Raw genomic sequence first — 21,034 nt, forward strand, 5'->3', positions numbered from 1 at the left:
CATGCCAAAACGTAACGACCTTCAGAGCATCCTGATCCTCGGCGCCGGCCCCATCGTCATCGGCCAGGCCTGCGAATTCGACTACTCCGGCGCCCAGGCCTGCAAGGCCCTGCGCGAGGAGGGGTACCGCGTCATCCTGGTCAACTCCAACCCGGCCACCATCATGACCGACCCGGAGATGGCCGACGCCACCTACATCGAGCCCATCACCTGGGAAGTGGTGCGTGAGATCATCAAGAAAGAGCGTCCGGACGCCGTACTGCCTACTATGGGTGGCCAGACTGCCCTCAACTGCGCCCTGGATCTGGAGCGCCACGGGGTGCTCAAGGAGTTCGGTGTCGAGATGATCGGCGCCACTGCCGATGCCATCGACAAGGCCGAAGACCGTCACCGCTTCGATCAGGCCATGCGCAAGATTGGCCTGGAGTGCCCGCGCGCCGGCATCGCCCACAACATGGAAGAGGCGTGGAAGGTGCAGCAGATGGTCGGTTTCCCCTGCATCATCCGTCCCTCCTTCACCATGGGCGGCTCCGGTGGCGGTATCGCCTACAACACCGAAGAGTTCGTCGAGATCTGCGAGCGCGGCCTGGATCTGTCGCCGACCAAGGAGCTGCTCATCGACGAGTCGCTGATCGGTTGGAAAGAGTACGAGATGGAGGTGGTGCGCGATCGCAACGACAACTGCATCATCGTCTGCGCCATCGAGAACTTCGACCCCATGGGCATCCACACCGGGGACTCCATCACGGTCGCACCGGCCCAGACCCTGACCGACAAGGAGTACCAGATCATGCGCAACGCCTCCATGGCGGTGCTGCGCGAGATCGGCGTCGAGACCGGCGGCTCCAACGTTCAGTTTGGTATCAACCCCAAAGATGGCCGCATGGTCATCATCGAGATGAACCCGCGGGTGTCGCGCTCCTCTGCGCTCGCCTCCAAGGCGACCGGCTTCCCCATCGCCAAGGTCGCGGCCAAGCTCGCCATCGGTTATACCCTCGACGAGCTGATGAACGACATCACCGGTGGCCTGACGCCGGCCTCCTTCGAGCCGGCCATCGACTACGTGGTCACCAAGGTGCCGCGTTTCAACTTCGAGAAGTTTGCCGGCGCCAACGACCGTCTGACCACCCAGATGAAGTCGGTCGGTGAAGTGATGGCCATCGGGCGCAACTTTCAGGAGTCCCTGCACAAGGCGCTGCGTGGCCTCGAGACCGGCAAGAGCGGCTTTGACCCCATGGTGGATCTCAACGCCCCAGACTCCCTGACCCGCATCCGCTACGAGCTGCAAGATGCCGGCAGCGATCGCATCTTCTACATCGCCGATGCCTTCCGCGCCGGTCTCTCCATGGATGGCGTGTTCCGCCTGACCAAGATTGACCCCTGGTTCCTGGTGCAGATTGAAGAGCTGGTCAAACTCGAAGAGCAGGTGAAAGAGCGCGGCATGGCCGGCCTCGATGCCGACTTCCTGCGCAGCCTCAAGCGCAAGGGCTTCGCCGACGCGCGTCTGGCCAAGATCCTGGGCGTGGCCGAAGGGGAAGTGCGTAAATTGCGTGCCCGTCACAACATCTTCCCGGTCTACAAGCGGGTCGATACCTGCGCGGCCGAGTTTGCCACCAACACCGCCTACATGTACTCCAGCTATGACGAGGAGTGCGAGGCCAACCCCACCAACCGCGACAAGATCATGGTCATCGGTGGCGGCCCGAACCGTATCGGTCAGGGCATCGAGTTCGACTACTGCTGCGTGCACGCGGCCCTGGCCCTGCGCGAAGACGGTTACGAGACCATCATGGTCAACTGCAACCCGGAAACCGTCTCCACCGACTACGACACCTCCGACCGTCTCTACTTCGAGCCGGTAACCCTGGAAGACGTGCTGGAAATCGTGCGGGTCGAGCAGCCCAAGGGGGTCATCGTCCAGTACGGTGGCCAGACCCCGCTCAAGCTTGCACGGGCATTGGAAGCCAACGGCGTGCCGGTGATTGGCACGAGCCCCGATGCCATCGACCGCGCCGAAGATCGCGAGCGCTTCCAGTCCGCCGTCGAGCGTCTGGGCCTCAAGCAGCCGGAAAACGGCACCGTCACCGCCCTGGAGCAGGCCGTCGCCCTGGCCTCGCGTATCACCTACCCGCTGGTGGTCCGCCCCTCCTACGTGCTGGGTGGCCGCGCCATGGAGATCGTCTATGACGAGCAGGACCTGCGCCGCTACTTCGCCGAGGCGGTGAGCGTCTCCAACGAGTCTCCTGTGCTGCTGGACCGCTTCCTGGACGATGCCACCGAGGTGGACGTGGACGCCATCTGCGACGGCGTGGACGTGGTCATCGGCGGCATCATGGAGCACATCGAACAGGCCGGCATCCACTCCGGTGACTCCGCTTGCTCCCTGCCGCCCTACACCCTCTCCAAGGCCATTCAGGACGAGATGCGCGAGCAGGTGCGAAAATTGGCCCTGGAGCTCGGCGTAGTGGGTCTGATGAACGTGCAGTTCGCGGTCAAAGACAACGAGATCTACCTCATCGAGGTAAACCCCCGTGCCGCCCGTACCGTGCCGTTCGTCTCCAAGGCTACCGGCGCGCCGCTGGCCAAGATCGCCGCCCGCGTGATGGCCGGTCAGAGCCTCAAGAGCCAGGGCTTCACCACCGAGATCATCCCGCCCTACTACTCGGTGAAGGAAGTGGTGCTGCCATTTGCCAAGTTCCCGGGTGTCGATCCGCTGCTGGGGCCGGAGATGCGCTCTACCGGCGAAGTCATGGGGGTGGGTGCCACCTTCGCCGAGGCCTATGCCAAGTCCCAGCTGGGTGCCGGTCACCAGGTGCCGCGCGAAGGTCGCGCCCTGCTCTCGGTGCGTCACGGCGACAAGGAGCGGGTGGTCAACCTGGCCGCCAAGCTGCTCGAGCTCGGCTACGATCTCGACGCCACCCACGGCACTGCGGTGACCCTGGGGGAGGCGAGCATCAACCCGCGCCTCGTTAACAAGGTGCACGAGGGGCGCCCGCACATCTTGGATCGCATCAAGAACGGTGAGTACACCTACATCGTCAACACCGCCGAGGGGCGCCAGGCCATCGAGGATTCCAAGCAGCTGCGCCGCGGCGCCCTGCAGCACAAGGTGGCTTACACCACCACCCTCAATGCCGCCTTCGCCGCCTGCATGGCCATCACGGTCGATGCTACCGCGAGCGTCGCCTCGGTGCAGGAGCTGCATCAGCAGGTCAATGCCCGTTAAGCGAGCCTGAGCGTCACCAACACCCCGCCCCGGCGGGGTGTTTTTTTATCGGTGCACGCCTGAGGGGGCAGAGGAAGGGTGCGAAAGAGGCTCCCCTTCCACTACAATGGCACGATTTGTTTCTCGCACCCTTCGTCGGTGCCTGACAGGGAGCCCCCGATGATCCGATTGCCACGCCTGCCGCTGGCTGCCCTCTCTCTTGCCTTGTTGCTCGCCGGTTGTGCCAGCGAGCCGCCGGCACCGACCGCCCCTGTGACGCCGGCGGGACGCCCGACTCCCAAGGCGATGCAGCCGCAAAAGCCGGCCGACATGAAGAGCCGCATCGTCAAGTTCCTGCCACGCAATGTGGCGGACAAACCGGGCTGGGCCAACGATGTGGTGACGGCCCTCACCACCCAGGGGTTGACGGTGAGCGATCACAACGTCTGCACCGTGCTGGCGGTGGCCGAGCAGGAGGCCACCTACCAGGCCGATCCCGTGGTATCCAATTTAAGCAAGATCGCCTGGAAGGAGATCAATGCCCGCGCCGGCAAGCTGCTCATCCCTGAATTCATGGTGCGCACCGCACTCTCCATCCAATCTCCAACTGGCAAAACCTATGCCGCACGCATCGATGCGCTTCGCACCGAGCGGCAGATGAGCGAGATTTTTGAAGACATGATTGGAGAGGTACCGATGGGCAAGCAGCTCTTTGGCAACATGAACCCGGTGCGTACCGGCGGTCCCATGCAGGTGAGTGTGGCCTTTGCCGAGGCCAATGCCCGCGGCTACCCCTATCCGGTCAAGGAGTCCATCCGTCATGAGGTGCTCACCCGCCGTGGCGGCATCTGGTTTGGCACCAAACACATCTTCGGCTACCCGGCCGACTACCCCGATACCCTCTATCGCTTCGCCGACTTCAACGCGGGCTGGTATGCGAGCCGCAATGCTGCCTTCCAGGCCGCAGTGAGCCGGCTAAGTGGCAAGACCCTGGCGCTGGACGGGGACCTGATTCGTTACGACTCCGACAAGCCCGGCAACACCGAGCTGGCCGTCTACACCCTGGCCGGCCGGCTCAAGATGAGCAAGACGGCCATCCATCAGAGCCTCAGGCTTGGCGATAGCAGCGAGTTTGCCCAGAGTGCCCTCTATCACAGGGTCTTCACCCTGGCTGACCAGAAGGCCGGCAAGCGGCTGCCGCGCGCCATCCTGCCCGGCATCCAGCTCAAAAGCCCCAAGATCACCCGCAACCTCACCACCGCCTGGTTTGCCAAACGGGTGGATGAGCGCGAACAAGCTTGCGTCAGGAAGATGGCGACGATTCGCTGACCCTGTCTGGCCGCTATTTCAAGCGGGATAGCGGCTCACTGTTTTCCCACGATCTCGGCCTTGTCACCAGTGACCACAATGGCTTGGGCGTTGCTGAAGGGATAAAGCGCAATGTCATCTGATAGCGTGTTGATAATCTCTTCCACCACCTCTTTAAACGGGAAATCGGTGTGATGGGGAAGAGGATAAAACGAGACGAGAGCCAGTGATGCAAGAGACCCTAAATCGGGCGCGGCACGGATATCATCCATCGCCTTGATATAGGAAATATCGGGAGAAAGCACGATAGCCCCTGCGGACTCGCCGATGTAACACTTTCCTGCCTCTATCTGGCGGATGATGAGCTTGTCAGCACCACTCTTTCTGAGCTCTTGCAGTAGGAAAAAGGTATTTCCACCAGAAACATAGATATAGTCACACCTCTCGAGTGCTTCTGACATTTCGGCTTCTGTGGCGGTGGCTATCTCCAGCTCGCAGACCTCCATCCCCATGGCGATGAACGCTTCTCTTGCCGCGGCGACATAGAAGTTGATCTCCTCATGAAGGCTCGCCGTGGGAATAAATGCCACGGTGTTACCCTTGCCCTCACCCTGTGAGAATTGCGCGAAGATGTCGGCGACATCGGCGAATGATGAGGCTAAAAAGAGTCGTTTCACTTTCCTTTCCTTGTAATGAGCCAAATGGCTATCTGTTATTCCTTGCTGGTGGAATAGGGGGCCCTGTATTTGCACCTTGGATAGGCATGGCATCCCCAAAATGGGTTGCCTTTATTCTCCCCTCGCTGAGCCGTACGCAGCACCAGAATATTGCCGCATCTGGGGCATGCCGGGGTCTCACTCTGGTTGGTGGACACCATGGCCACAGGCGGTGTTGGGTTGGCGGAGACCGCAGAGTGGGGAGAAGTCTGATGGCGTTCCCTCAGCTGGGCCACATGCCGTCTGTGGGTCTGCCAGTTGGCGGCTAGCCGCCCTTGCTCAATGGTGTCGATAACCCGGGTGAGTTCGGCAGGTGTCAAAACCGGTGTGGTTTTGCCTTTGATATGACGAATGAGCCCGCGGTTCATCACGTTGTCCGGCATAGGGGTCTTGAAGGTGCAGTCGCCAATGAAGTAGATGACGGAGTGAAGCTGGTGATCCGCCAGCCCCAGCAGGGACTTGAGCGTCATCACATGCAGGTAGTTCTGATGCAGGGGATTTTGAAAACTGTGCCGGCTGCGATAGATCTGTTGGGTCCAGCGCTTGTGATCCGGGTGGCCGAAGATCCATCCCCTCATGTTCTTCGTCTCGATGACAAAGACCCCGAAGCGCGACACCAGCACATGATCGATCTGGGTCGTGCCCTGCGGGGTGGGCAGGGTCACGTCCTTGAGCAGGTGATATTCCTGTTTGTCGAGAAAAAGGCGAATGCTGAGATTGATAAACCACTCCCCGATCATCCCCTTGAACCAGGGTGTTTTGATCAGAGTGATAATCAGCAGCAGAGGCAGCAGATACCAAAGCTGTGCCAGCAGCGGGGCCATCGCAGCAGTGATATCCATGTGATTTAGCCTTTACAGACCTGGGTCAAGGATGTGTTTCGATGGGGATGATGCTGCGGCATTTGGGATAGCTGGGACAGCCCCAGAAGCTGTTGCCCTTGGTATCTCCCCGTTTGCTGGTCCTCAGTACCATGGTTGTACCGCATTTGGGACAAACCGGTGCGGGACCTGCATGAGTGGCCACGGTGTCATGCTGGTCACTGTCGCTTGCGACGCGTTCCAACGTGATGCGCACCTCCTCGCTCACCCGGATAATGCGCTGGGCTTCATCGTAGGCATCGCGGTACAGGTCGCTGTCTCCCGAACGCTGGATCAATACCCCCATCTCGTTGTTATTCACCTGGCTGAACTCATAGAGGTTCAGGCTGGTGATGATGCACATCTCTTCATTGAGGTAGCACTTGGCATGGAGGTTTTTGCAAAAGCTGGTGCGGATATAGGTGAGCTCCTTGAGCCAGCTGATCTCTTCCGGCTGAAGCTCACTTTTGCCATAAACGATCCGCACATCGATCTTGAGGCGGTTCTTGTCGGTCAGCAGCTCCTTGATCCTGTCATTGAGCTTGAGGAAGGGACTGATCAGGATCAGTCGTTCCTTGGCGTCCTTGATCAGTTCTTCAAGAAAGTAATTGGTTGCACTGGTATTGAGGAACTTGGCCATGGTGATGTCCTTGTCGATCTCTTCCGTCTTGGGAGCCCCTGATATCCATGGTTGGTACAGCAGACAAGGGTATTTTCTTTTTATACAGGGTCGTCTGGCGATGTTAAATCACTCAATGATGAAAAGTGCGAGCAGGATCAAGCGGTTGGTAGTGACAGCCTGGCGTGGGGAGCAGCGTTGAGAGAGGCCCCTGTGCTATGCGATGAAAACTGGTTAGGATTGCCACCCTTTATGAAGCAAGAGCGGGTTGCCTGCTGGCAGCCCGTTTCCCTTGTGCCACGGCAATACCATATGAACCGGGAAGGAAGTCATCATGACAAACGCCATACTCTTTGGCCTGCTGCTCGCTGGCGCGAGTGCGACGGAATTGACCGTGCAGCCACTGTCAGCGCAAAGCCGGTACATCGAGATCCCCGCCGAAGGGGGGCCGCTGTGGAAGTTTGAGCAGGGGGACGAGTGGGTTGAGGTGAGGCGCGACGGCAAGGAGCCCAATCAATATAAGATCACGCTGTTGCAGCTGGATAAAAAGGGGGGCTACCGAACGCTGACCAACAGCGTGTATCTCGAACCCGGCGAGATTCAATCGCTCGGTGGTTCGTGGGATCACAAGCGCGGAATGACCGTCTATCTGGTCTCGGTAGCCTCTCCCTTTCCAGAGAGAGGCGATGAAGGGGCGCAATGAGCATGCCGATCCCGTGCCAGGGAGAGGGGGGATGCTAATCTTAAAAAGCGATTGATGTGAGCTTTTTAATTCAATGTTCAAGGTATTTTAGCGGGCGTAGGCTAGTCTCATCAGCGAAGCGAAGGGTTTCGCCGTTATGACGACCACATGAGGATCTGATAGATGGACAAACACGCCAGCGGGGCCGGTCAATGCCCCATCGCCCACGGTGCCGCCACCTCTGCCAGCCAGGAGACCCCAATCTGGTGGCCCAATGCCCTCAATCTCGACATCCTGCACCAACACGACAGCAAGACCAATCCGATGGATGAGTCTTTCAATTATGCTGATGCCTTTAGCAGCCTCGACTACGATGCCCTCAAGGCCGATCTCCATGCCCTGATGACCGATAGCCAGCCCTGGTGGCCGGCCGACTGGGGGCACTACGGCGGCCTGATGATCCGCATGGCCTGGCACTCCGCAGGCAGCTATCGCGCCACCGACGGCCGTGGCGGTGCCAACACCGGCAACCAGCGCTTCGCCCCCCTCAACAGCTGGCCAGACAACGGCAACCTCGACAAGGCGCGTCGTCTGCTGTGGCCTATCAAACAAAAATACGGCAACAAGATCTCCTGGGCCGACCTGATGATCCTGGCGGGCAACGTCGCCTATGAATCCATGGGGCTCAAGACCTTCGGCTTTGCCGGCGGCCGCGAGGATATCTGGCATCCGGAAAAAGACGTTTACTGGGGCTCCGAGAAGGAGTGGCTGGCGCCAAGCGGCGGCGAAGGGAGTCGTTACAGCGGCGAGCGGGATCTGGAAAACCCGCTGGCGGCGGTGATGATGGGGCTGATTTACGTCAATCCGGAAGGGGTGGACGGCAATCCCGATCCCCTGAAGACGGCCCAGGACATGCGCGTTACCTTTGCCCGCATGGGGATGAATGACGAAGAGACCGTCGCCCTCACCGCCGGTGGCCACACCGTCGGCAAGGCGCACGGCAACGGCAGCGCCGCCCGTCTGGGCCCGGCCCCGGAGGGCGCCGATCTGCACGAGCAGGGGCTGGGGTGGATGAACCACGAGACCCGTGGCATCGGCCGCGATACGGTCACCAGCGGCATCGAGGGGGCCTGGACCAGTAATCCGACCCGTTGGGACAACGGCTACTTCAAGATGCTGCTGGGCCATGACTGGTGGCTCAAGAAGAGCCCGGCCGGCGCCTGGCAGTGGGAGCCCGTCGTCATCAAGGAGGAAGATCGCCCGGTGGACGTGGAAGATGCCTCTATCCGCTGCAACCCCATCATGACCGATGCCGACATGGCCCTGCGCTTTGACCCCGTCTATCGGGAGATCTCCGAGCGTTTCGCCGCCGATCAAGACCTCTTCTCCGACGCCTTTGCCCGCGCCTGGTTCAAGCTGACCCACCGTGACATGGGGCCGCGCAGCCGCTACCTGGGGCCAGAAGTGCCGAGCGAAGTCATGGTGTGGCAGGATCCGGTGCCGGCGGTGAATTACCAGCTCTCCGAGCAGGAGGTGAGCGAGCTCAAGGGCAAGCTGCTGGCCTGCGGCGTGGCGCCAGCCGATTTGATCGCCACCGCCTGGGACAGTGCCCGCACCTTCCGCGGCTCCGATTATCGCGGTGGAGCCAACGGTGCCCGTATCCGTCTTGTGCCGATGAAGGCGTGGGAAGGCAACGAGCCCGCTCGCCTCGAGAAGGTGCTTAATGCCCTGCTTGCCTTGCAGGCTACCCTCGGCAAGCCGGTCAGCATCGCCGACCTGATTGTGCTGGGCGGCAGCGCAGCGGTAGAGCAGGCGGCCAAGCTGGCCGGCGTTGATATCGTCGTTCCCTTTGCACCGGGTCGTGGCGATGCCAGCGCCGAGCAGACCGATGCCGAGTCGTTCGCCTTCTTGGAGCCGCTGCACGACGGGTTTCGCAACTGGCAGAAGGGGCACTACAAGGTGCAGCCCGAAGAGATGCTGCTCGACCGCGCCCAGTTGCTGGGGCTGACCGCTCGCGAGATGACAGTGCTAGTCGGCGGCATGCGGGTGCTTGGCACCAACCATGGCGGCTCGGCCCACGGCGTCTTTACCGACCGGGTCGGGGTGCTCAGCAACGACTTCTTCGTCAACCTGACCGACATGGCCTATAGCTGGCAACCGACTGGCCGCAACAGCTACCAGATCGTGGATCGTCAGAGCGGCGCCGTGAAGTGGACCGCCACCCGGGTTGACCTGGTGTTTGGCTCCAACTCGGTGCTGCGTGCCTACGCCGAGGTCTATGCCCAGCAAGATGGCAAGGAGAAGTTCGTGCGCGACTTCGTCAAGGCCTGGGTCAAGGTGATGAACAACGACCGCTTCGACCTGAAATAAGCCCCCCAAGGGGAGAGCGCCAGCCGCAAGGCTGGCGTTTTTTATAGTGCAGGCTAGAGCCAGCCCTCCGCCAGGTAGAGGAGCTTGAGCTGGCTGGGCGCCCCCGTCTCTTTGAGGGCCTCAAGTTGCTCCTGGCTCAGCCGGGGGCTCTTTTCCAGATAGACGGTCCCGTTTTCTGCCTGCAGGGGAAGCCGGTAGGCAAGCTTCTGGTTAAGGTCTTCCCCGGTTCCCTTGTCGAGCACGCTCACCGCAGGCAACAACCAGTGGTAGTCCTCATCGAGTAGCTTCTGATAGGCCTGATGGCTGAGTTTGAGCGCCTCGGTGGGGGCATTCTCCTCGTGGCGACCGGGGAGTAACTGCTCATCGGGAGGGGAGCCGAGTTGTCCCTTGAGGGCCAGCCTGGCCTGCTCCATCTCCCTGAGATTGGCCGGAGCCTCTGGAGTGAGCAGTGCAGGATCTGCTGCCGGTCCCAGATAGGTGAGCAGGGCGCGCACTGACCCCTTGTCCAGCATGCTGAAACTAAACGCGCCCATCTCGTTACTCACCTCGAGGCGTGGCAAGACATCCGAGAGTCGTTGGTCTGTCAGTGTGTCGTCCGCCTCCTCTCCGATGAGATAAGCGGCCCCCTGATTCACGGCGGTGGGCAGCGCCGAGGTGAGGGCCTTGCTGGCAACCATGGGCAGAGCCTTGGCGGCTATCTTGGCCACGCCATGGGTCGCAACACCACTCACCCCGAAGTTGCCAATCCCCGAGAGGGCGACCCCCAGGGTCGCGTTGGTCGCCCCCTTGGTGGCGATCAGGGCATGCTCTTTACTGAGCACATCGCCGCTGATGTGCCCCAGGCGGCTGCCCCTGCCGGGGAGTTGACCAATCTGTTGGACCTGGTGGTGATGGGCTTCCCTGTCACATGCCTTGGCGACCTGATAAAACTCCCGACCGGCGGCAATCATGGCTCCAATCCCGGGTAGCAGCATGCTGATGGTCACGTTGACCCCGGTGGTGCGTGCCGTCTCTTTGGCCTGGTGCAGCAACGCCTTAAACAACCCGTCCATCTTGCCCGGATAGTGCAGCTCGAGACAGGCTTGCAGCCTGGGATCCTGACTCACCTTGTCGAAGCGCTGTTTGAGCTCGGCGTAGCTCTGGCTATCGAGTTTTAGCTCCTCGAGCAGGGTGGTGACCTCAAGCAACGCCTCTCGGGTGAGAGGTTCACCGCGATAGGCCGCCGGGCTCAGCAGGGAGAAGGCCTGCAAGGCGATCTCGAGTGGTGCGGCCTGTTTCAGTGCCTCCTTAAGGTCTAAATGAGTCTTTGTGTTCTCCTGGGCAAAGCGTTTGAACTCGGTATGAAGCAGGTGTTGGCTCAGCAAGGCATATTTGTGGCCACGGTGTAGCAGGCCGGCCGTCGTGACCTCTCCTTGCTTGCTCAGGATACGTTCGTCACCGGGGGCCGCTTTGGCCGCGAAGCGGGCCAGATCCGGGATGGAATGAAGTGAGGTGGGCATGGGACTCTCCTAGATTCGGATGGCGTCGCGTTGTGCCGGGGCGGGGGGCTCGGCCGGGATCTGCTGTTCCTGCATGGCGAGTCTGGCTTGCCACTCCAGGGCTTGCCCGGTCAGTTGCTCGAGCCAGGCACCCAGTGCCCCGGCACTCAGTTGTGACAGAGGACGCTTGCCAAAGAGCACCAGCTGGCGGCCATCCGGCGACAGGGCAAGGGTCTGTCCCCCGGTGGCGATGCCGGCATAGTTCCCCTGGGCCAGCAGTTCCAGGGTCTGCAGGCGTCGGGCCGGCTCGCGAGAGAGTATCCCTATGCTGGCCATCAACATCAGGGTCGTCTCGTCATCGGATTCCTGTTCGAAGAAGAAGAGCGGCAGCTTGTCGTCGACAAGCAGTTGGCAGCGCCTCGTCTCATCGAGTCGCAGTGGGGGAAATCCCCAGCGGGTGCTGAAATCGTCGAGCACGGCTTGTAGCGTCATCGTCTACTCCTTATTGGGTGTGGCTCTATTGGGAACCTATCTCACCCTCTACGCTGTCACTGATGGTCGTATTTTTGTCAGCCATCACGGGAGGAGAGTGGGAGTGTGAGCCGACGCATATGGAGAGCCGGAAGTGGCAATCCTTGCCGCCCCGGGGATAAGGCTGCCGCCTCCTGGAGTGGCGGGTGACGGGAGAGTGGCGATGACACGCCCCGTGAGGCGGTATGTTGAGGTGCAGATAAATTGGCCTGTTTTTTGCTCAGCATGGTTGGGTCCGTCAGAGACCCGGCGTCGGCCAACGATGCACTAAGCTCAGGAGAATGATGACAGTGGTCATCAGAGGAGGGGACCCTTGGGCCTTCTCCCCGGATACCGGCCTTCGGGCCGGTATTTCTTTATTTTCTCAAACCATGAGGTGGCTCATGCAGAACATGGATACGGTCGCCTAATCTGTTAGTTGACCTTTCGGTAAGTTAATGAGGTGAGGGATGAAAAAGCTTGGGCTGACCGGCAAGATGCTGCTGATCGTCTGTCTTCCACTCCTGGCGCTGCTCTTTTTCTCGGGCCGCTTCGTGTTGGAGCGTTATCAGAGCGGCGAGCGGATGGGAGAGGCATTGGCACAGCTGGCGATTGTACAGGAGACGGCGCAACTGGCCCACGAGCTGCAAAAAGAGCGCGGCATGTCGGCAGGATTTGTCGGCTCGAAAGGGAGCAAGTTTGCGGGGGCCCTGCCCGAGCAGCGCGCCCGGGTTGACGCCCTGCTTGGCCGCTTTGCCAGCGAGCCCTCCCTGCGGGCCCTGAGCGAGGTACAGCAGGCCTTGCAAGGGTTGACGGCCATGCGTGAGCGGGTTTCGGCCCTCTCGGTGCCGGTCGGAGATATGGTCTCCTTTTATACCGGTCTGATTGGCCATCTGCTGGGGGCTGTCGATGGGGTCAGTCAGCGTAGCGAAGATGCGGATCTTGCGCTGCAGACCAGCGCCTATGCGGCCTTCTTGCAGAGCAAGGAGCGCCTGGGGCTGGAGCGTGCCACGTTAAGCAACGTCTTCGCCAGTGACGCCTTCACTCCCGTGCTGCTGCAGAAGTTTATCGCCTTGCTATCGGCCCAGCAGACCTATCTGGAGCGATTCAATGCCCAGGCCACCGAGGCGCAGCGCACCCTGCTGGCCACTACCTTGCAGAATCCTGTGGTGGGCAAGGTAGCCGAGCTGGAGCAACTGGCCCTCGGCAAGGCCAATGAGGGGCAGTTCGGGGTCGATCCGGAGCTGTGGTTTGCCCTCAGCACCCAGAAGATAGAGCTGCTCAAGGGGGCGGAGGATAGCCTCTATCGGGAGCTCAATCAGGGGGTGACCCGGCTCTATGAGGCCACCTGGCGCCAGTTCTGGTGGGCGGCAGGGGCCGTGCTGCTCTGCCTGCTGGTGACCATGGTGGTGAGCTGGAAGATAGTCACCGACCTGCATCAGGGCTTTACCCGTCTGCACCGTACCTTCCGTAGTCTGGTTCAAAACAACGACTTGAGTGTGCGGGTGAACTGGCACTCCGGTGATGAGCTGGGGGCCCTGGCCCGGGATCTCAACCATTTCCTCGAGCATCTGGAGGGGCTGATGGTCGAGGTGCGTCGCTCCTGCCATGTGCTGACGCGCAGTGCCGCCGATTCGGCCCGGGTGATCGCCGAAGTCAATGAGGGGGTGGCTCGCGGCTTTGGTCAGGTCGATCTGGTGGCCACGGCGGCTACCGAGATGGCCAGTACGGTCACCGAGATAGCGCGCAATGCGACCGAAACCTCCCAGGCGACCCAGCAGGCAATCGGGCGGGCCCGTCAGGGCGACGAGGAGGTGGATCAGACCATCGCCGCCATTCAACGGGTCTCCTCGACCCTGGCCGAGACCCAGTCTCTGGTCGACAGCCTCAATGCGGAGACCGAATCGGTTGCTGCGGCGCTGGATCTTATCAAGCAGATCTCCGATCGCACCAACCTGCTCGCCCTCAATGCCGCTATCGAGGCGGCCCGGGCCGGGGAGTCGGGGCGTGGTTTTGCGGTTGTCGCCGAAGAGGTGAGAGCGTTGGCGGCACGCACCCAGCAATCGGCCGATGAGATAGAGCAGATGCTCACGAGATTGCGCAGTGGCGCCCGTCAGGCGGTGGCGGCCATGCATTCGGGCAGTGAGCAGGCCGATCGCTGCGTGCATGAGGCCAAACGGGCCGGCGGTGAGCTCTCCGGGATCGTCAACGAGGTTCGCCGGGTCAGCGACATGACGGCCCAGGTGGCCACGGCGACCGAAGAGCAGCGTTATGTGACCGATGATATCCAGAGCAATGTGCTCGGAATAAGGGAACTCTATGAAGCCCATCGCCAGCACTCTGCAACGCTGGAGCAAAGCAGTATGGAGCTCGATGCCCTGGCCCGTGAGCTCTCGAGCCGCCTCGAGCGCTTTCGCCTTCGCGACGAAATGACGCCCCACTAAAGACCAGAGGCCATCGCAGACGCGGTGGCCTCTTCCTTTACGGGGTCGACTCCTGCTGCCGTCCCTGGCTTCGGGTGGCTCGCCACAGTTTGCCGGCGGTAACCCAGAAGGGACGCATGATCAGATTATGCAGGCGCATATAGCGCTCATTGTCTTTGGGGCCGACGCCGAACTCCAGCGATTCCGGCACCGGCGTCGTGACATAGAGGGTGCCGAACATCCAGTCCCACAGGGAGAGATTGGTGCCAAAGTTGCGGTTGAAATGCCTGGGGTCCCGACTGTGGTGGATCTGGTGCTGGGCCGGGCTGTTGAGGATGTGTTCGATGCGGGGGCCGAAGGAGAGCCAGATATGGGTATGGCGCAGATTGGCGGCCAGGGAGTTGAAGATAAGCACCATATAACTCACCCCGAACAGGGTGTATTTATCCACCTCACCGCCGCATAACCAGTAGACCCCCCCCGCATAGAGGGCGAGCAGGGTCCCTTTGAGGATCATCTCGCACAGCTTCTCCATCACATGGATACGGCTGGCGGTTGGCGGCACCATGACGGTGGCGCTGTGGTGCACCTTGTGAAACTCCCATAGCCAGCGGCCATGGAAGGCGCGATGCAGCCAGTAGTGGGCAAAGTCGCTCACCAGGAAGGCCCCCAGGCCATAGAGTGCCATGAGAGTGAGATTCTCCCCAAGGCGCGGGCGGGCACCCCACAGTCGCTCCAACAGTGCCTGCACATCCCCGCTCTTGAGCAGCAGGGGATCGAGCCAGCCCAGGACAGGGAGGATGAAGACGACATGGAGGATGGCCCGCACGAAGTAGTATTGGTAATCGACCAGCGCCGAGCGGTGTAACCAGATTCGCCGCCCTCCCAGAAAGGCACCGAAACTGTGCGCCTGGCTATACCCTTTGCGTGTCTGGTGGCGATAGAGCAGGAAGGCGACCAGCAAGGAGATGGCCAGAAAGGGGAGGCCGAGACGACCGTTAAAGTCGAGCAATCCCTCGGCCTTGCGCCAGAGCGGGGAGAGGAAAAACTGGGTCAGACTATCCATATTGGGGTCCACTACGGCATTGGGATGCCATTTTAAATGCTAATGGAAATCACTTCCACACGTCTCTCGCCCCCTGTAAACGGGTAAGTGCCAGGCGCGGCGCGCAGTGCTATGGTGGTGTTTTAGACTCAAGGTGCCACCCTCTGCCGGAGCTCACCATGAAGATTAGCCGCCGAATCACCCTCTCCATCCTGTTGGTGCTGCTGTTGCTGCTGACCTCGGGCTATCTGGGGCTGCATCTGCTGGTCGAGGAGCGCTTCGCCGAGCTCGAGCGCGGGGCCATTGACCGCAACCAGAATCGGGTGGTGCAGGCCATCGGTGGTGAGGTAGGCAATTTGCTGCGCCTGACCCGGGACTGGGCCGAGTGGGACGACACCTATCACTATATGGCCGCTCGGGATCCCCGCTATCTGGCCTCGAACATCAATGCCCGTACCTTTGAAACACTGGGGTTTGACCATATTGCCATCTATGACGGTGCTCGCCACCTGCTGTTTGCCCAGGGTTATGAGCAAGGGCGCGTTGGCCCCCTGTCTGCCGAGCAGTTGGCACGGCAGGAGCGCCTGCTGGCCCGTCAGCCCGTGGGGCGGGAGTTCTCCGGCCTCTGGCTGGATGGAGAGGAGCGTCTTTTGGTTGCTGGCGCCCCCATTCTCACCAGCGAGGGGGAGGGGCCCAGCCGTGGCATCTTGTTGCTCGCCAGGCATCTGGACGATCCCTTGTTGGTGCAGCTGAGAAAGCGCCTCTCCCTGACTCTGGCGCTACCCGATGAACAGGCCCTGGCTTCGGTCCTTAACGAAGAGCAGAGGCGCAACCTGATGCTGGGAGAGCGGGCCCTCAAGGTGGCGGGGCAGGAGATCACCGTCTTCGGGGCTCTTGAGGGGCTGGAGGGGCAGATGATCCCCTTCTCGGTCACCCAGGGGCGTATGTGGCGGGAAGAGGGACGCGCCATCGCCAATCGCCTGATCCTGTGGGGAGGGGGAGCCGTGCTGCTGTTTGGTGCCCTGGTGCTGCTCATCCTCAATCAGGGGGTCACGGCCAGGCTGGAGCGGCTGGCCGCCAACCTGCGGCTTATCACCAACGAGGGGACGGTGCGACGGGTGTTGGTGGAGGGGAGAGACGAGTTGGCGCAGGTTGCGCTCGACTGCAATCAGATGCTCGATACCCTGGAAACGCTGCGCGAGGAGCAGCTCATGGCCCAACGGCGCCTGCGCGGTCAGCTCGATGCCCTGCTGGCCCTGGCGAGCAGCGATGCCCTGACCCGGGAGGATGCCAGATGCGCCGCCGGAGTCGTGACCCGTGCCATCTGTGAAGGGACGGGGGCGGTGCGCGCCAGCCTCTGGTTTTGCACCGAAGGGGAGGAGCGTCTCTACTGCCAGGATCTCTATCTCGCCTCCAAGCAGGAGCATCAGCAGGGTTTCTCTATGCCCATGGCCATGTTGCAGGGGCGCTACGAGCAGTCCCGTCAGGGGGATGAGCCCTGCCTGGTGCTCAGTGACCCCTATGACCTCGCCCGCTTCAGCGCCATGCTCACCCAGCTTGGCCTCACCCCCTTTGCCGGTCGTGTCCTGATGGCCCCCTTGCACCATGAAGGGGAGCTGCTCGGCTTTATCATTGCCGAGCATGAACGTCCCCAGCAGGCCTGGCAGGCAGACGAGCTCACCTTCGTGCTCTGCGTCTGCGATTTTTCCACCCAGACCTTGCTGACCTTGAGCAAACTCATTCGTCTCAACGGACATTAAAAAAAAGTTTGTTGGGGTGAAATTTATCGGCCGTGATCCCGGTTTTATCTGTGAGCGTGTCATGAGGGCACGTTAACCACAGTAAAAAAGGAAACTGATCATGAGCAAATCTATCGCAATCGCCTCCGTCGTTACCGGTCTGCTGGCCCTGGGTGCCCAGATGGCAGCTGCCCCCGCCTTTGCCGCAGACGAGAAAGAGAAGTGCTATGGGGTGGTCAAGGCCGGCAAGAATGATTGCGCCACCAAGTCCAGCTCCTGCGCCGGTACTGCCAAGGAAGATGCCATGAAGGATGCCTTCGTCGTCGTCCCCAAGGGGCTGTGCGAGAAGCTGGCCGGCGGTAGCCTCAAGCCCATGTAAGCGGAGGGCAGGGGGCCTGCGCCCCCTGCCGTCTCAGGAGCGACCGATGAATAGCGCGTATCACCCTCTGGTCGGCATAGGCTGGCGTCCCCCCCACTACCAGGCTCTGCTCACCGAGCGTCCTGCGCTGGGGTGGCTGGAGGTTCATAGCGAAAACTACTTCAACCCTCACGGCGAGGCGCGGGAATGGCTGCGGCAGGCCGCTCGCCACTACCCGATCAGCCTGCACGGAGTCGGCATGTCGCTGGGATCGGCCGATCCCCTCGATCGCCATCATCTGCGTCAGCTACAGCAACTGATCGACGAGACGAAGCCGATCCGGGTCTCCGAACATCTGAGCTGGAGCTCGGTGGATGGCCGTTTCTTTAACGATCTCTTGCCCATGCCCTATACCCGGGCGGCGCTGGCTCACTTTGCCGACAAGGTGAGCGCGGTACAAGATGCCCTGGGGCGCCGCCTGCTGATTGAGAATCCCTCTTCCTACTTTATGTTTGCCGCACCGGAGCTGACCGAGTGGGAGTTTCTGGCCCGCTTGCAGCAGCTGACCGGATGCGGGCTCTTGCTCGATCTCAACAACCTCTATGTGAGTGCCCATAACCACGGTTTCGACCCGGAATGCTATCTGGCGGCCCTTGACCCGGATACGGTCGAGGAGATCCACCTGGCCGGATATACCGAGAAGGTGCTGCCCGAGGGGCGCATCTATATCGATACCCACAGTGCCCCCGTCGTCGATGGCGTGTGGCAACTCTACCGCCAATGGGTTGCCCACCACCCCGTGCTGACCCTGATCGAATGGGATCTCGAGATCCCCTCCTTCGATGTGCTGCTGGCTGAGGCTGGCAAGGCCGCCACCATACTGGAGGCATCGCATGAGCGCGCTGCATGAGTGGCAGCAAGGGGTCGCCAGAGCCCTGCTGACCGAGGGCGATGAGGTGGCGATGACCCTGCAGCAGGGGGCGATTCCGGCCGAGGCGCTGCTGCAGATCTACCGCAATCACTTCATCTTGAGCCTGAGTGAGGCACTGGCGGCAACCTATCCGGCGGTAGCCGCCATGGTGGGGGAGGAGTATTTCGCCGCCGCCGCTCGCGGCTTTGTGTTGGCCACCCCCCTCAACCACGGGGCGCTGCAAGATTACGGAGAGGGGTTTGACGGCTGGTTGGCGAGCCTGCCGACGACGGCTCATCTCCCCTGGCTGGCCGACTTGGCGCGGTTTGAATGGGTGCGCGAGCGCTGTGCCTTGCGCCCTCACGATCCCCGCCACTTCGATCCCGACTCGCTGGCGGGCCTGGATCCCGTCCTCATTGGCAAGGGACATCTGGTGCCGGTGCAGGATCTCTGTCTGTTTCGGGCAGAGGCACCGGTGGCGGCACTCTGGGCGATGGCCCTCTCTGACGGGGCGGCACCGGATGCGCTGGATAGCCCCTGCTGGCTGGCTTTGCGCAAGGGGGCGGATCACCGGGTCGTGGGGATCCCCCTCACCCCCGAGCAGTGGCAACTGCTGGTCAGCATTGAGGCCGGCGACACCCTGGATACCCTGGCCAGTGAGCAGAGCGACCTGCTCGCGACTCTGGCCACCCTGCTGCCCCATCGACTGATTGCGGGGTGGCAACCAAATAATAAGGAGTCCCTTGATGAATCCCCTATTTGAATCGGCCCTGCGTTGGCAGGCCCGCCTGCAGCCGCACCTTCTCGATCTGCTCCTGCTGCTGGCCAGAGTGACCGTCGCCGCCGCCTTCCTGCGGGCCGGGATCCTGAAGATCAGCAGCTGGGAGAGCACCCTCTACCTGTTCGAGTTTGAGTATCAGGTACCTCTGCTGCCCTGGCAGTGGGCCGCCTGGATAGGTACCGGCACCGAGCTGCTGCTGCCCCCCTTGCTGTTGCTGGGGCTGATGACGCGCCCTGTGGCTTTGCTGCTGTTTGGCTTCAATGCCATGGCCGTGCTCTCCTACCCCGCCTTGTGGGAGCAGGGTTTCTACGATCACCGCCTGTGGGGATGGCAACTCTTGACCCTGGTTATTCTGGGAGGCGGCCGTTGGTCGTGGGACCGTCTGCTGTGGCGCGGCAAGGGGATTTTGCAACCGGGTCATTAATGGTTTATTCAGTTGCCTTACCCTATAAGGGAGCCCGGGAGCCGGGCTCCCTTCATCTTTTTTCCCATTCGGAGTCGCAGTAGATGCAGGAGATGCTGGTCGCCATCTGGCAGCAGGATTATGAACAACTGAGCCATCTTGGCGCCGTCGGCCTGCTGGTCACCTGCCTGGTCGTCATCCTCTTTCTCGAATCGAGCTTCGTCTTTCTCCCCCTGCCGGGGGACAGCCTGGTGTTGCTGGCCGGTGGCCTGGTCGGCCTTGGGGTGCTGGGTCCCGAGGTAACCCTGCTCTATCTGCCGCTGGCTGCCGGGTTGGGGAGCATGGTGGCTTATTGGCAGGGGCATGCGCTGGCCGGTACCCGCTTCATGCACCATATCGAGCGCCTCATTCCCGAGGGGAGTGTGGAGCGGGCCGGCGGCCTGCTCAAGCGCTATGGCTTTCTGGCCATGTTTCTCTCCCGTTTCATCCCCTTTGTGCGCGTGCTTACCCCCATGCTGATGGGGGTCTCGCGGCTGCACCTGCCCCGGGTGGCGCTGGTCAGCTTCGCCAGCGCCTTTCTCTGGAGCCTTGCCCTTAGCCTCATCAGCAAGGGGATGATGCAGGTGCCATTGCTGGCCGAGTACCACCATCTCTTCGCCAAGTGCCTGTTGGTCACCTCCCTGCTGCTCTTTATGGTGGCCATCATCACCATAGGGCTGCGTCTCTATCGGCGCCGGCAACTGGGGCGGGCGGCCAACCCCGGTGAGTAAAATCGGGTCGAAATTGGAGCATCCTCACGTCTTGACGGGAATTTGGCTTCCAATGGGGCTGTTCATGGGGGCCGTAGCGCGGTAGGCTTCTGCCACTGTGTTTGATTGGCCCCGGGGCCAACCCTTGCTTGCGTTGGCCCTCTGGTCGACGGGGGCCGGCATGACGAGGAGCGATAGCGCATCATGCATGAGTTGCTGGTGGCCATCTGGCATCAAGACTACAACCAACTGATCCATATGCAGGCCATGGGGCCCCTCATCGCCTGCCTGATGGTGATCCTCTTTCTCGAATCGAGCTTCGTTTTTCTCCCCCTGCCGGGGGACAGCCTGGTGCTGCTGGCGGGGGGGCTGACCGGCCTCGGTGTGATGGGGCCTGAGGTGGCACTGTTCTACATGCCCCTCGCCGCCGGTCTCGGCAGCCTTATCGCCTATTGGCAGGGGCACGCCCTGCACGGCACCTCCTTCATGGGGATGATAGAGAGAGCCATCCCCGACGAGAGCCTGCCCAAGGCCTCCCGGCTGCTCAACCGCTACGGCTTTCTCGCCATGTTCTCTTCGCGCTTTATCCCCTTCGTGCGGGTCCTGACTCCCATGTTGATGGGGATGTCGCGTCTGCGTCTTGGCGGCGTCATGGTCTCGAGTTTTGCCAGCGCCTTTCTCTGGAGCATGCTGCTGGCGCTGTTTGGACGGGCCGTCATGACCATCCCCTTCTTCGCCCAGCATCAGCAGCTACTGACCAAGAGCCTGCTTATCTGCTCCGGCACTCTCTTTATTGCCGCCATGGTGGCCATCGGCCTGCGCCTCTACCGTCGCCGTTACGGTTAACCATGCCTCCCACTGCCGGCGGGTGCGGTGCT

The 21,034-nt window shown here is 61.5% G+C and carries 18 protein-coding genes; 12 read left to right on the plus strand and 6 right to left on the minus strand.

The genetic code is table 11. From position 1 onward, the window contains the following. Window position 1 precedes the first annotated feature (1 nt). A complete protein-coding gene (gene carB / locus AB5Y48_RS13925; RefSeq protein ID WP_050667057.1) occupies window positions 2-3,226 on the plus strand; it encodes a carbamoyl-phosphate synthase large subunit in 3,225 nt (1,074 codons plus the stop codon). A 159-nt stretch (window positions 3,227-3,385) separates the two neighbouring features. After that, window positions 3,386-4,534, plus strand: coding sequence for a DUF1615 domain-containing protein (locus AB5Y48_RS13930; RefSeq protein WP_368164854.1), 1,149 nt, complete (start codon window positions 3,386-3,388; stop codon window positions 4,532-4,534). 35 nt (window positions 4,535-4,569) lie between these two features. On the opposite strand, the gene AB5Y48_RS13935 is transcribed toward AB5Y48_RS13930, so the two are convergent. The 3 genes from AB5Y48_RS13935 to AB5Y48_RS13945 are packed head-to-tail and all read right to left on the minus strand — an operon-like array spanning window position 4,570 to window position 6,729. Then, window positions 4,570-5,190 (minus strand): Type 1 glutamine amidotransferase-like domain-containing protein, encoded by a 621-nt coding sequence (locus AB5Y48_RS13935; protein WP_368164856.1) that lies wholly within the window; start codon window positions 5,188-5,190, stop codon window positions 4,570-4,572. A gap of 35 nt (window positions 5,191-5,225) precedes the next feature. Next, on the minus strand, window positions 5,226-6,071 hold the full coding sequence (locus AB5Y48_RS13940) for an NERD domain-containing protein (protein ID WP_368164857.1): 846 nt from the start codon (window positions 6,069-6,071) through the stop codon (window positions 5,226-5,228). Between the two features lie 25 nt (window positions 6,072-6,096). Next, a complete protein-coding gene (locus AB5Y48_RS13945) occupies window positions 6,097-6,729 on the minus strand; it encodes a topoisomerase DNA-binding C4 zinc finger domain-containing protein (protein ID WP_368164858.1) in 633 nt (210 codons plus the stop codon). Window positions 6,730-7,042: 313 nt separating this feature from the next. Between AB5Y48_RS13945 and AB5Y48_RS13950 the strand changes: the two genes are divergently transcribed. Both AB5Y48_RS13950 and katG read left to right on the plus strand, forming a co-directional pair. After that, window positions 7,043-7,411 (plus strand): hypothetical protein, encoded by a 369-nt coding sequence (locus AB5Y48_RS13950; protein WP_368164860.1) that lies wholly within the window; start codon window positions 7,043-7,045, stop codon window positions 7,409-7,411. 162 nt (window positions 7,412-7,573) lie between these two features. Then, window positions 7,574-9,760: a catalase/peroxidase HPI gene (gene katG / locus AB5Y48_RS13955; RefSeq protein ID WP_368164862.1), complete on the plus strand. Its 2,187-nt coding sequence runs from the start codon at window positions 7,574-7,576 to the stop codon at window positions 9,758-9,760. A 53-nt stretch (window positions 9,761-9,813) separates the two neighbouring features. Here katG and AB5Y48_RS13960 read toward each other — a convergent pair whose 3' ends face one another. Then, complete coding sequence (locus tag AB5Y48_RS13960; protein ID WP_368164863.1) at window positions 9,814-11,259, minus strand: hypothetical protein; 1,446 nt, start codon at window positions 11,257-11,259, stop codon at window positions 9,814-9,816. Window positions 11,260-11,268: 9 nt separating this feature from the next. Further along, complete coding sequence (locus tag AB5Y48_RS13965) at window positions 11,269-11,730, minus strand: CesT family type III secretion system chaperone (RefSeq protein WP_050667061.1); 462 nt, start codon at window positions 11,728-11,730, stop codon at window positions 11,269-11,271. 488 nt (window positions 11,731-12,218) lie between these two features. On the opposite strand from AB5Y48_RS13965, the gene AB5Y48_RS13970 reads away from it, so the two are divergent. Next, complete coding sequence (locus tag AB5Y48_RS13970; RefSeq protein ID WP_368164865.1) at window positions 12,219-14,192, plus strand: methyl-accepting chemotaxis protein; 1,974 nt, start codon at window positions 12,219-12,221, stop codon at window positions 14,190-14,192. Window positions 14,193-14,229: 37 nt separating this feature from the next. Here AB5Y48_RS13970 and AB5Y48_RS13975 read toward each other — a convergent pair whose 3' ends face one another. Beyond that, a complete protein-coding gene (locus tag AB5Y48_RS13975; RefSeq protein WP_368164867.1) occupies window positions 14,230-15,237 on the minus strand; it encodes a sterol desaturase family protein in 1,008 nt (335 codons plus the stop codon). A gap of 158 nt (window positions 15,238-15,395) precedes the next feature. On the opposite strand from AB5Y48_RS13975, the gene AB5Y48_RS13980 reads away from it, so the two are divergent. The 7 genes from AB5Y48_RS13980 (at window position 15,396) to AB5Y48_RS14010 (ending at window position 21,002) form a co-directional block, all read left to right on the plus strand. After that, the gene (locus AB5Y48_RS13980) at window positions 15,396-16,976 is read left to right on the plus strand and encodes a CHASE4 domain-containing protein (protein WP_368164869.1); all 1,581 of its coding nucleotides are present in this window, start codon (window positions 15,396-15,398) and stop codon (window positions 16,974-16,976) included. Window positions 16,977-17,070: 94 nt separating this feature from the next. After that, complete coding sequence (locus tag AB5Y48_RS13985) at window positions 17,071-17,334, plus strand: DUF2282 domain-containing protein (protein WP_136613161.1); 264 nt, start codon at window positions 17,071-17,073, stop codon at window positions 17,332-17,334. A gap of 46 nt (window positions 17,335-17,380) precedes the next feature. Continuing rightward, window positions 17,381-18,223 (plus strand): DUF692 domain-containing protein, encoded by an 843-nt coding sequence (locus AB5Y48_RS13990; RefSeq protein ID WP_050667066.1) that lies wholly within the window; start codon window positions 17,381-17,383, stop codon window positions 18,221-18,223. Further along, on the plus strand, window positions 18,207-18,986 hold the full coding sequence (locus tag AB5Y48_RS13995) for a DNA-binding domain-containing protein (RefSeq protein ID WP_168929868.1): 780 nt from the start codon (window positions 18,207-18,209) through the stop codon (window positions 18,984-18,986). The genes AB5Y48_RS13990 and AB5Y48_RS13995 overlap by 17 nt, the downstream gene beginning before the upstream one ends. Beyond that, window positions 18,970-19,428 (plus strand): DoxX family protein, encoded by a 459-nt coding sequence (locus AB5Y48_RS14000; RefSeq protein WP_082634773.1) that lies wholly within the window; start codon window positions 18,970-18,972, stop codon window positions 19,426-19,428. Before AB5Y48_RS13995 ends, AB5Y48_RS14000 begins: the two co-directional genes overlap by 17 nt. Before the next feature lie 83 nt (window positions 19,429-19,511). Then, window positions 19,512-20,177, plus strand: a complete 666-nt coding sequence (locus AB5Y48_RS14005; protein ID WP_050667068.1) for a DedA family protein — start codon at window positions 19,512-19,514, stop codon at window positions 20,175-20,177. Window positions 20,178-20,360: 183 nt separating this feature from the next. Beyond that, window positions 20,361-21,002, plus strand: a complete 642-nt coding sequence (locus AB5Y48_RS14010) for a DedA family protein (RefSeq protein ID WP_050667069.1) — start codon at window positions 20,361-20,363, stop codon at window positions 21,000-21,002. Window positions 21,003-21,034 lie beyond the last annotated feature (32 nt).

It is taken from the genome of Aeromonas sp. R6-2 (assembly GCF_040908155.1).
GTDB lineage: Bacteria > Pseudomonadota > Gammaproteobacteria > Enterobacterales > Aeromonadaceae > Aeromonas > Aeromonas schubertii.

What these genes read in the sequence shown, in the direction of transcription:
- carB (WP_050667057.1), top strand. Translation starts at nt 2, where the DNA reads ATGCCAAAACGTAACGACCTTCAGAGCATCCTGATCCTCGGCGCCGGC.
- AB5Y48_RS13930 (WP_368164854.1), top strand. Translation starts at nt 3,386, where the DNA reads ATGATCCGATTGCCACGCCTGCCGCTGGCTGCCCTCTCTCTTGCCTTG.
- AB5Y48_RS13940 (WP_368164857.1), bottom strand. Translation starts at nt 6,071, where the DNA reads ATGGATATCACTGCTGCGATGGCCCCGCTGCTGGCACAGCTTTGGTAT.
- AB5Y48_RS13945 (WP_368164858.1), bottom strand. Translation starts at nt 6,729, where the DNA reads ATGGCCAAGTTCCTCAATACCAGTGCAACCAATTACTTTCTTGAAGAA.
- AB5Y48_RS13950 (WP_368164860.1), top strand. Translation starts at nt 7,043, where the DNA reads ATGACAAACGCCATACTCTTTGGCCTGCTGCTCGCTGGCGCGAGTGCG.
- katG (WP_368164862.1), top strand. Translation starts at nt 7,574, where the DNA reads ATGGACAAACACGCCAGCGGGGCCGGTCAATGCCCCATCGCCCACGGT.
- AB5Y48_RS13960 (WP_368164863.1), bottom strand. Translation starts at nt 11,259, where the DNA reads ATGCCCACCTCACTTCATTCCATCCCGGATCTGGCCCGCTTCGCGGCC.
- AB5Y48_RS13965 (WP_050667061.1), bottom strand. Translation starts at nt 11,730, where the DNA reads ATGACGCTACAAGCCGTGCTCGACGATTTCAGCACCCGCTGGGGATTT.
- AB5Y48_RS13970 (WP_368164865.1), top strand. Translation starts at nt 12,219, where the DNA reads ATGAAAAAGCTTGGGCTGACCGGCAAGATGCTGCTGATCGTCTGTCTT.
- AB5Y48_RS13975 (WP_368164867.1), bottom strand. Translation starts at nt 15,237, where the DNA reads ATGGATAGTCTGACCCAGTTTTTCCTCTCCCCGCTCTGGCGCAAGGCC.
- AB5Y48_RS13980 (WP_368164869.1), top strand. Translation starts at nt 15,396, where the DNA reads ATGAAGATTAGCCGCCGAATCACCCTCTCCATCCTGTTGGTGCTGCTG.
- AB5Y48_RS13990 (WP_050667066.1), top strand. Translation starts at nt 17,381, where the DNA reads ATGAATAGCGCGTATCACCCTCTGGTCGGCATAGGCTGGCGTCCCCCC.
- AB5Y48_RS13995 (WP_168929868.1), top strand. Translation starts at nt 18,207, where the DNA reads ATGAGCGCGCTGCATGAGTGGCAGCAAGGGGTCGCCAGAGCCCTGCTG.
- AB5Y48_RS14000 (WP_082634773.1), top strand. Translation starts at nt 18,970, where the DNA reads ATGAATCCCCTATTTGAATCGGCCCTGCGTTGGCAGGCCCGCCTGCAG.
- AB5Y48_RS14005 (WP_050667068.1), top strand. Translation starts at nt 19,512, where the DNA reads ATGCAGGAGATGCTGGTCGCCATCTGGCAGCAGGATTATGAACAACTG.
- AB5Y48_RS14010 (WP_050667069.1), top strand. Translation starts at nt 20,361, where the DNA reads ATGCATGAGTTGCTGGTGGCCATCTGGCATCAAGACTACAACCAACTG.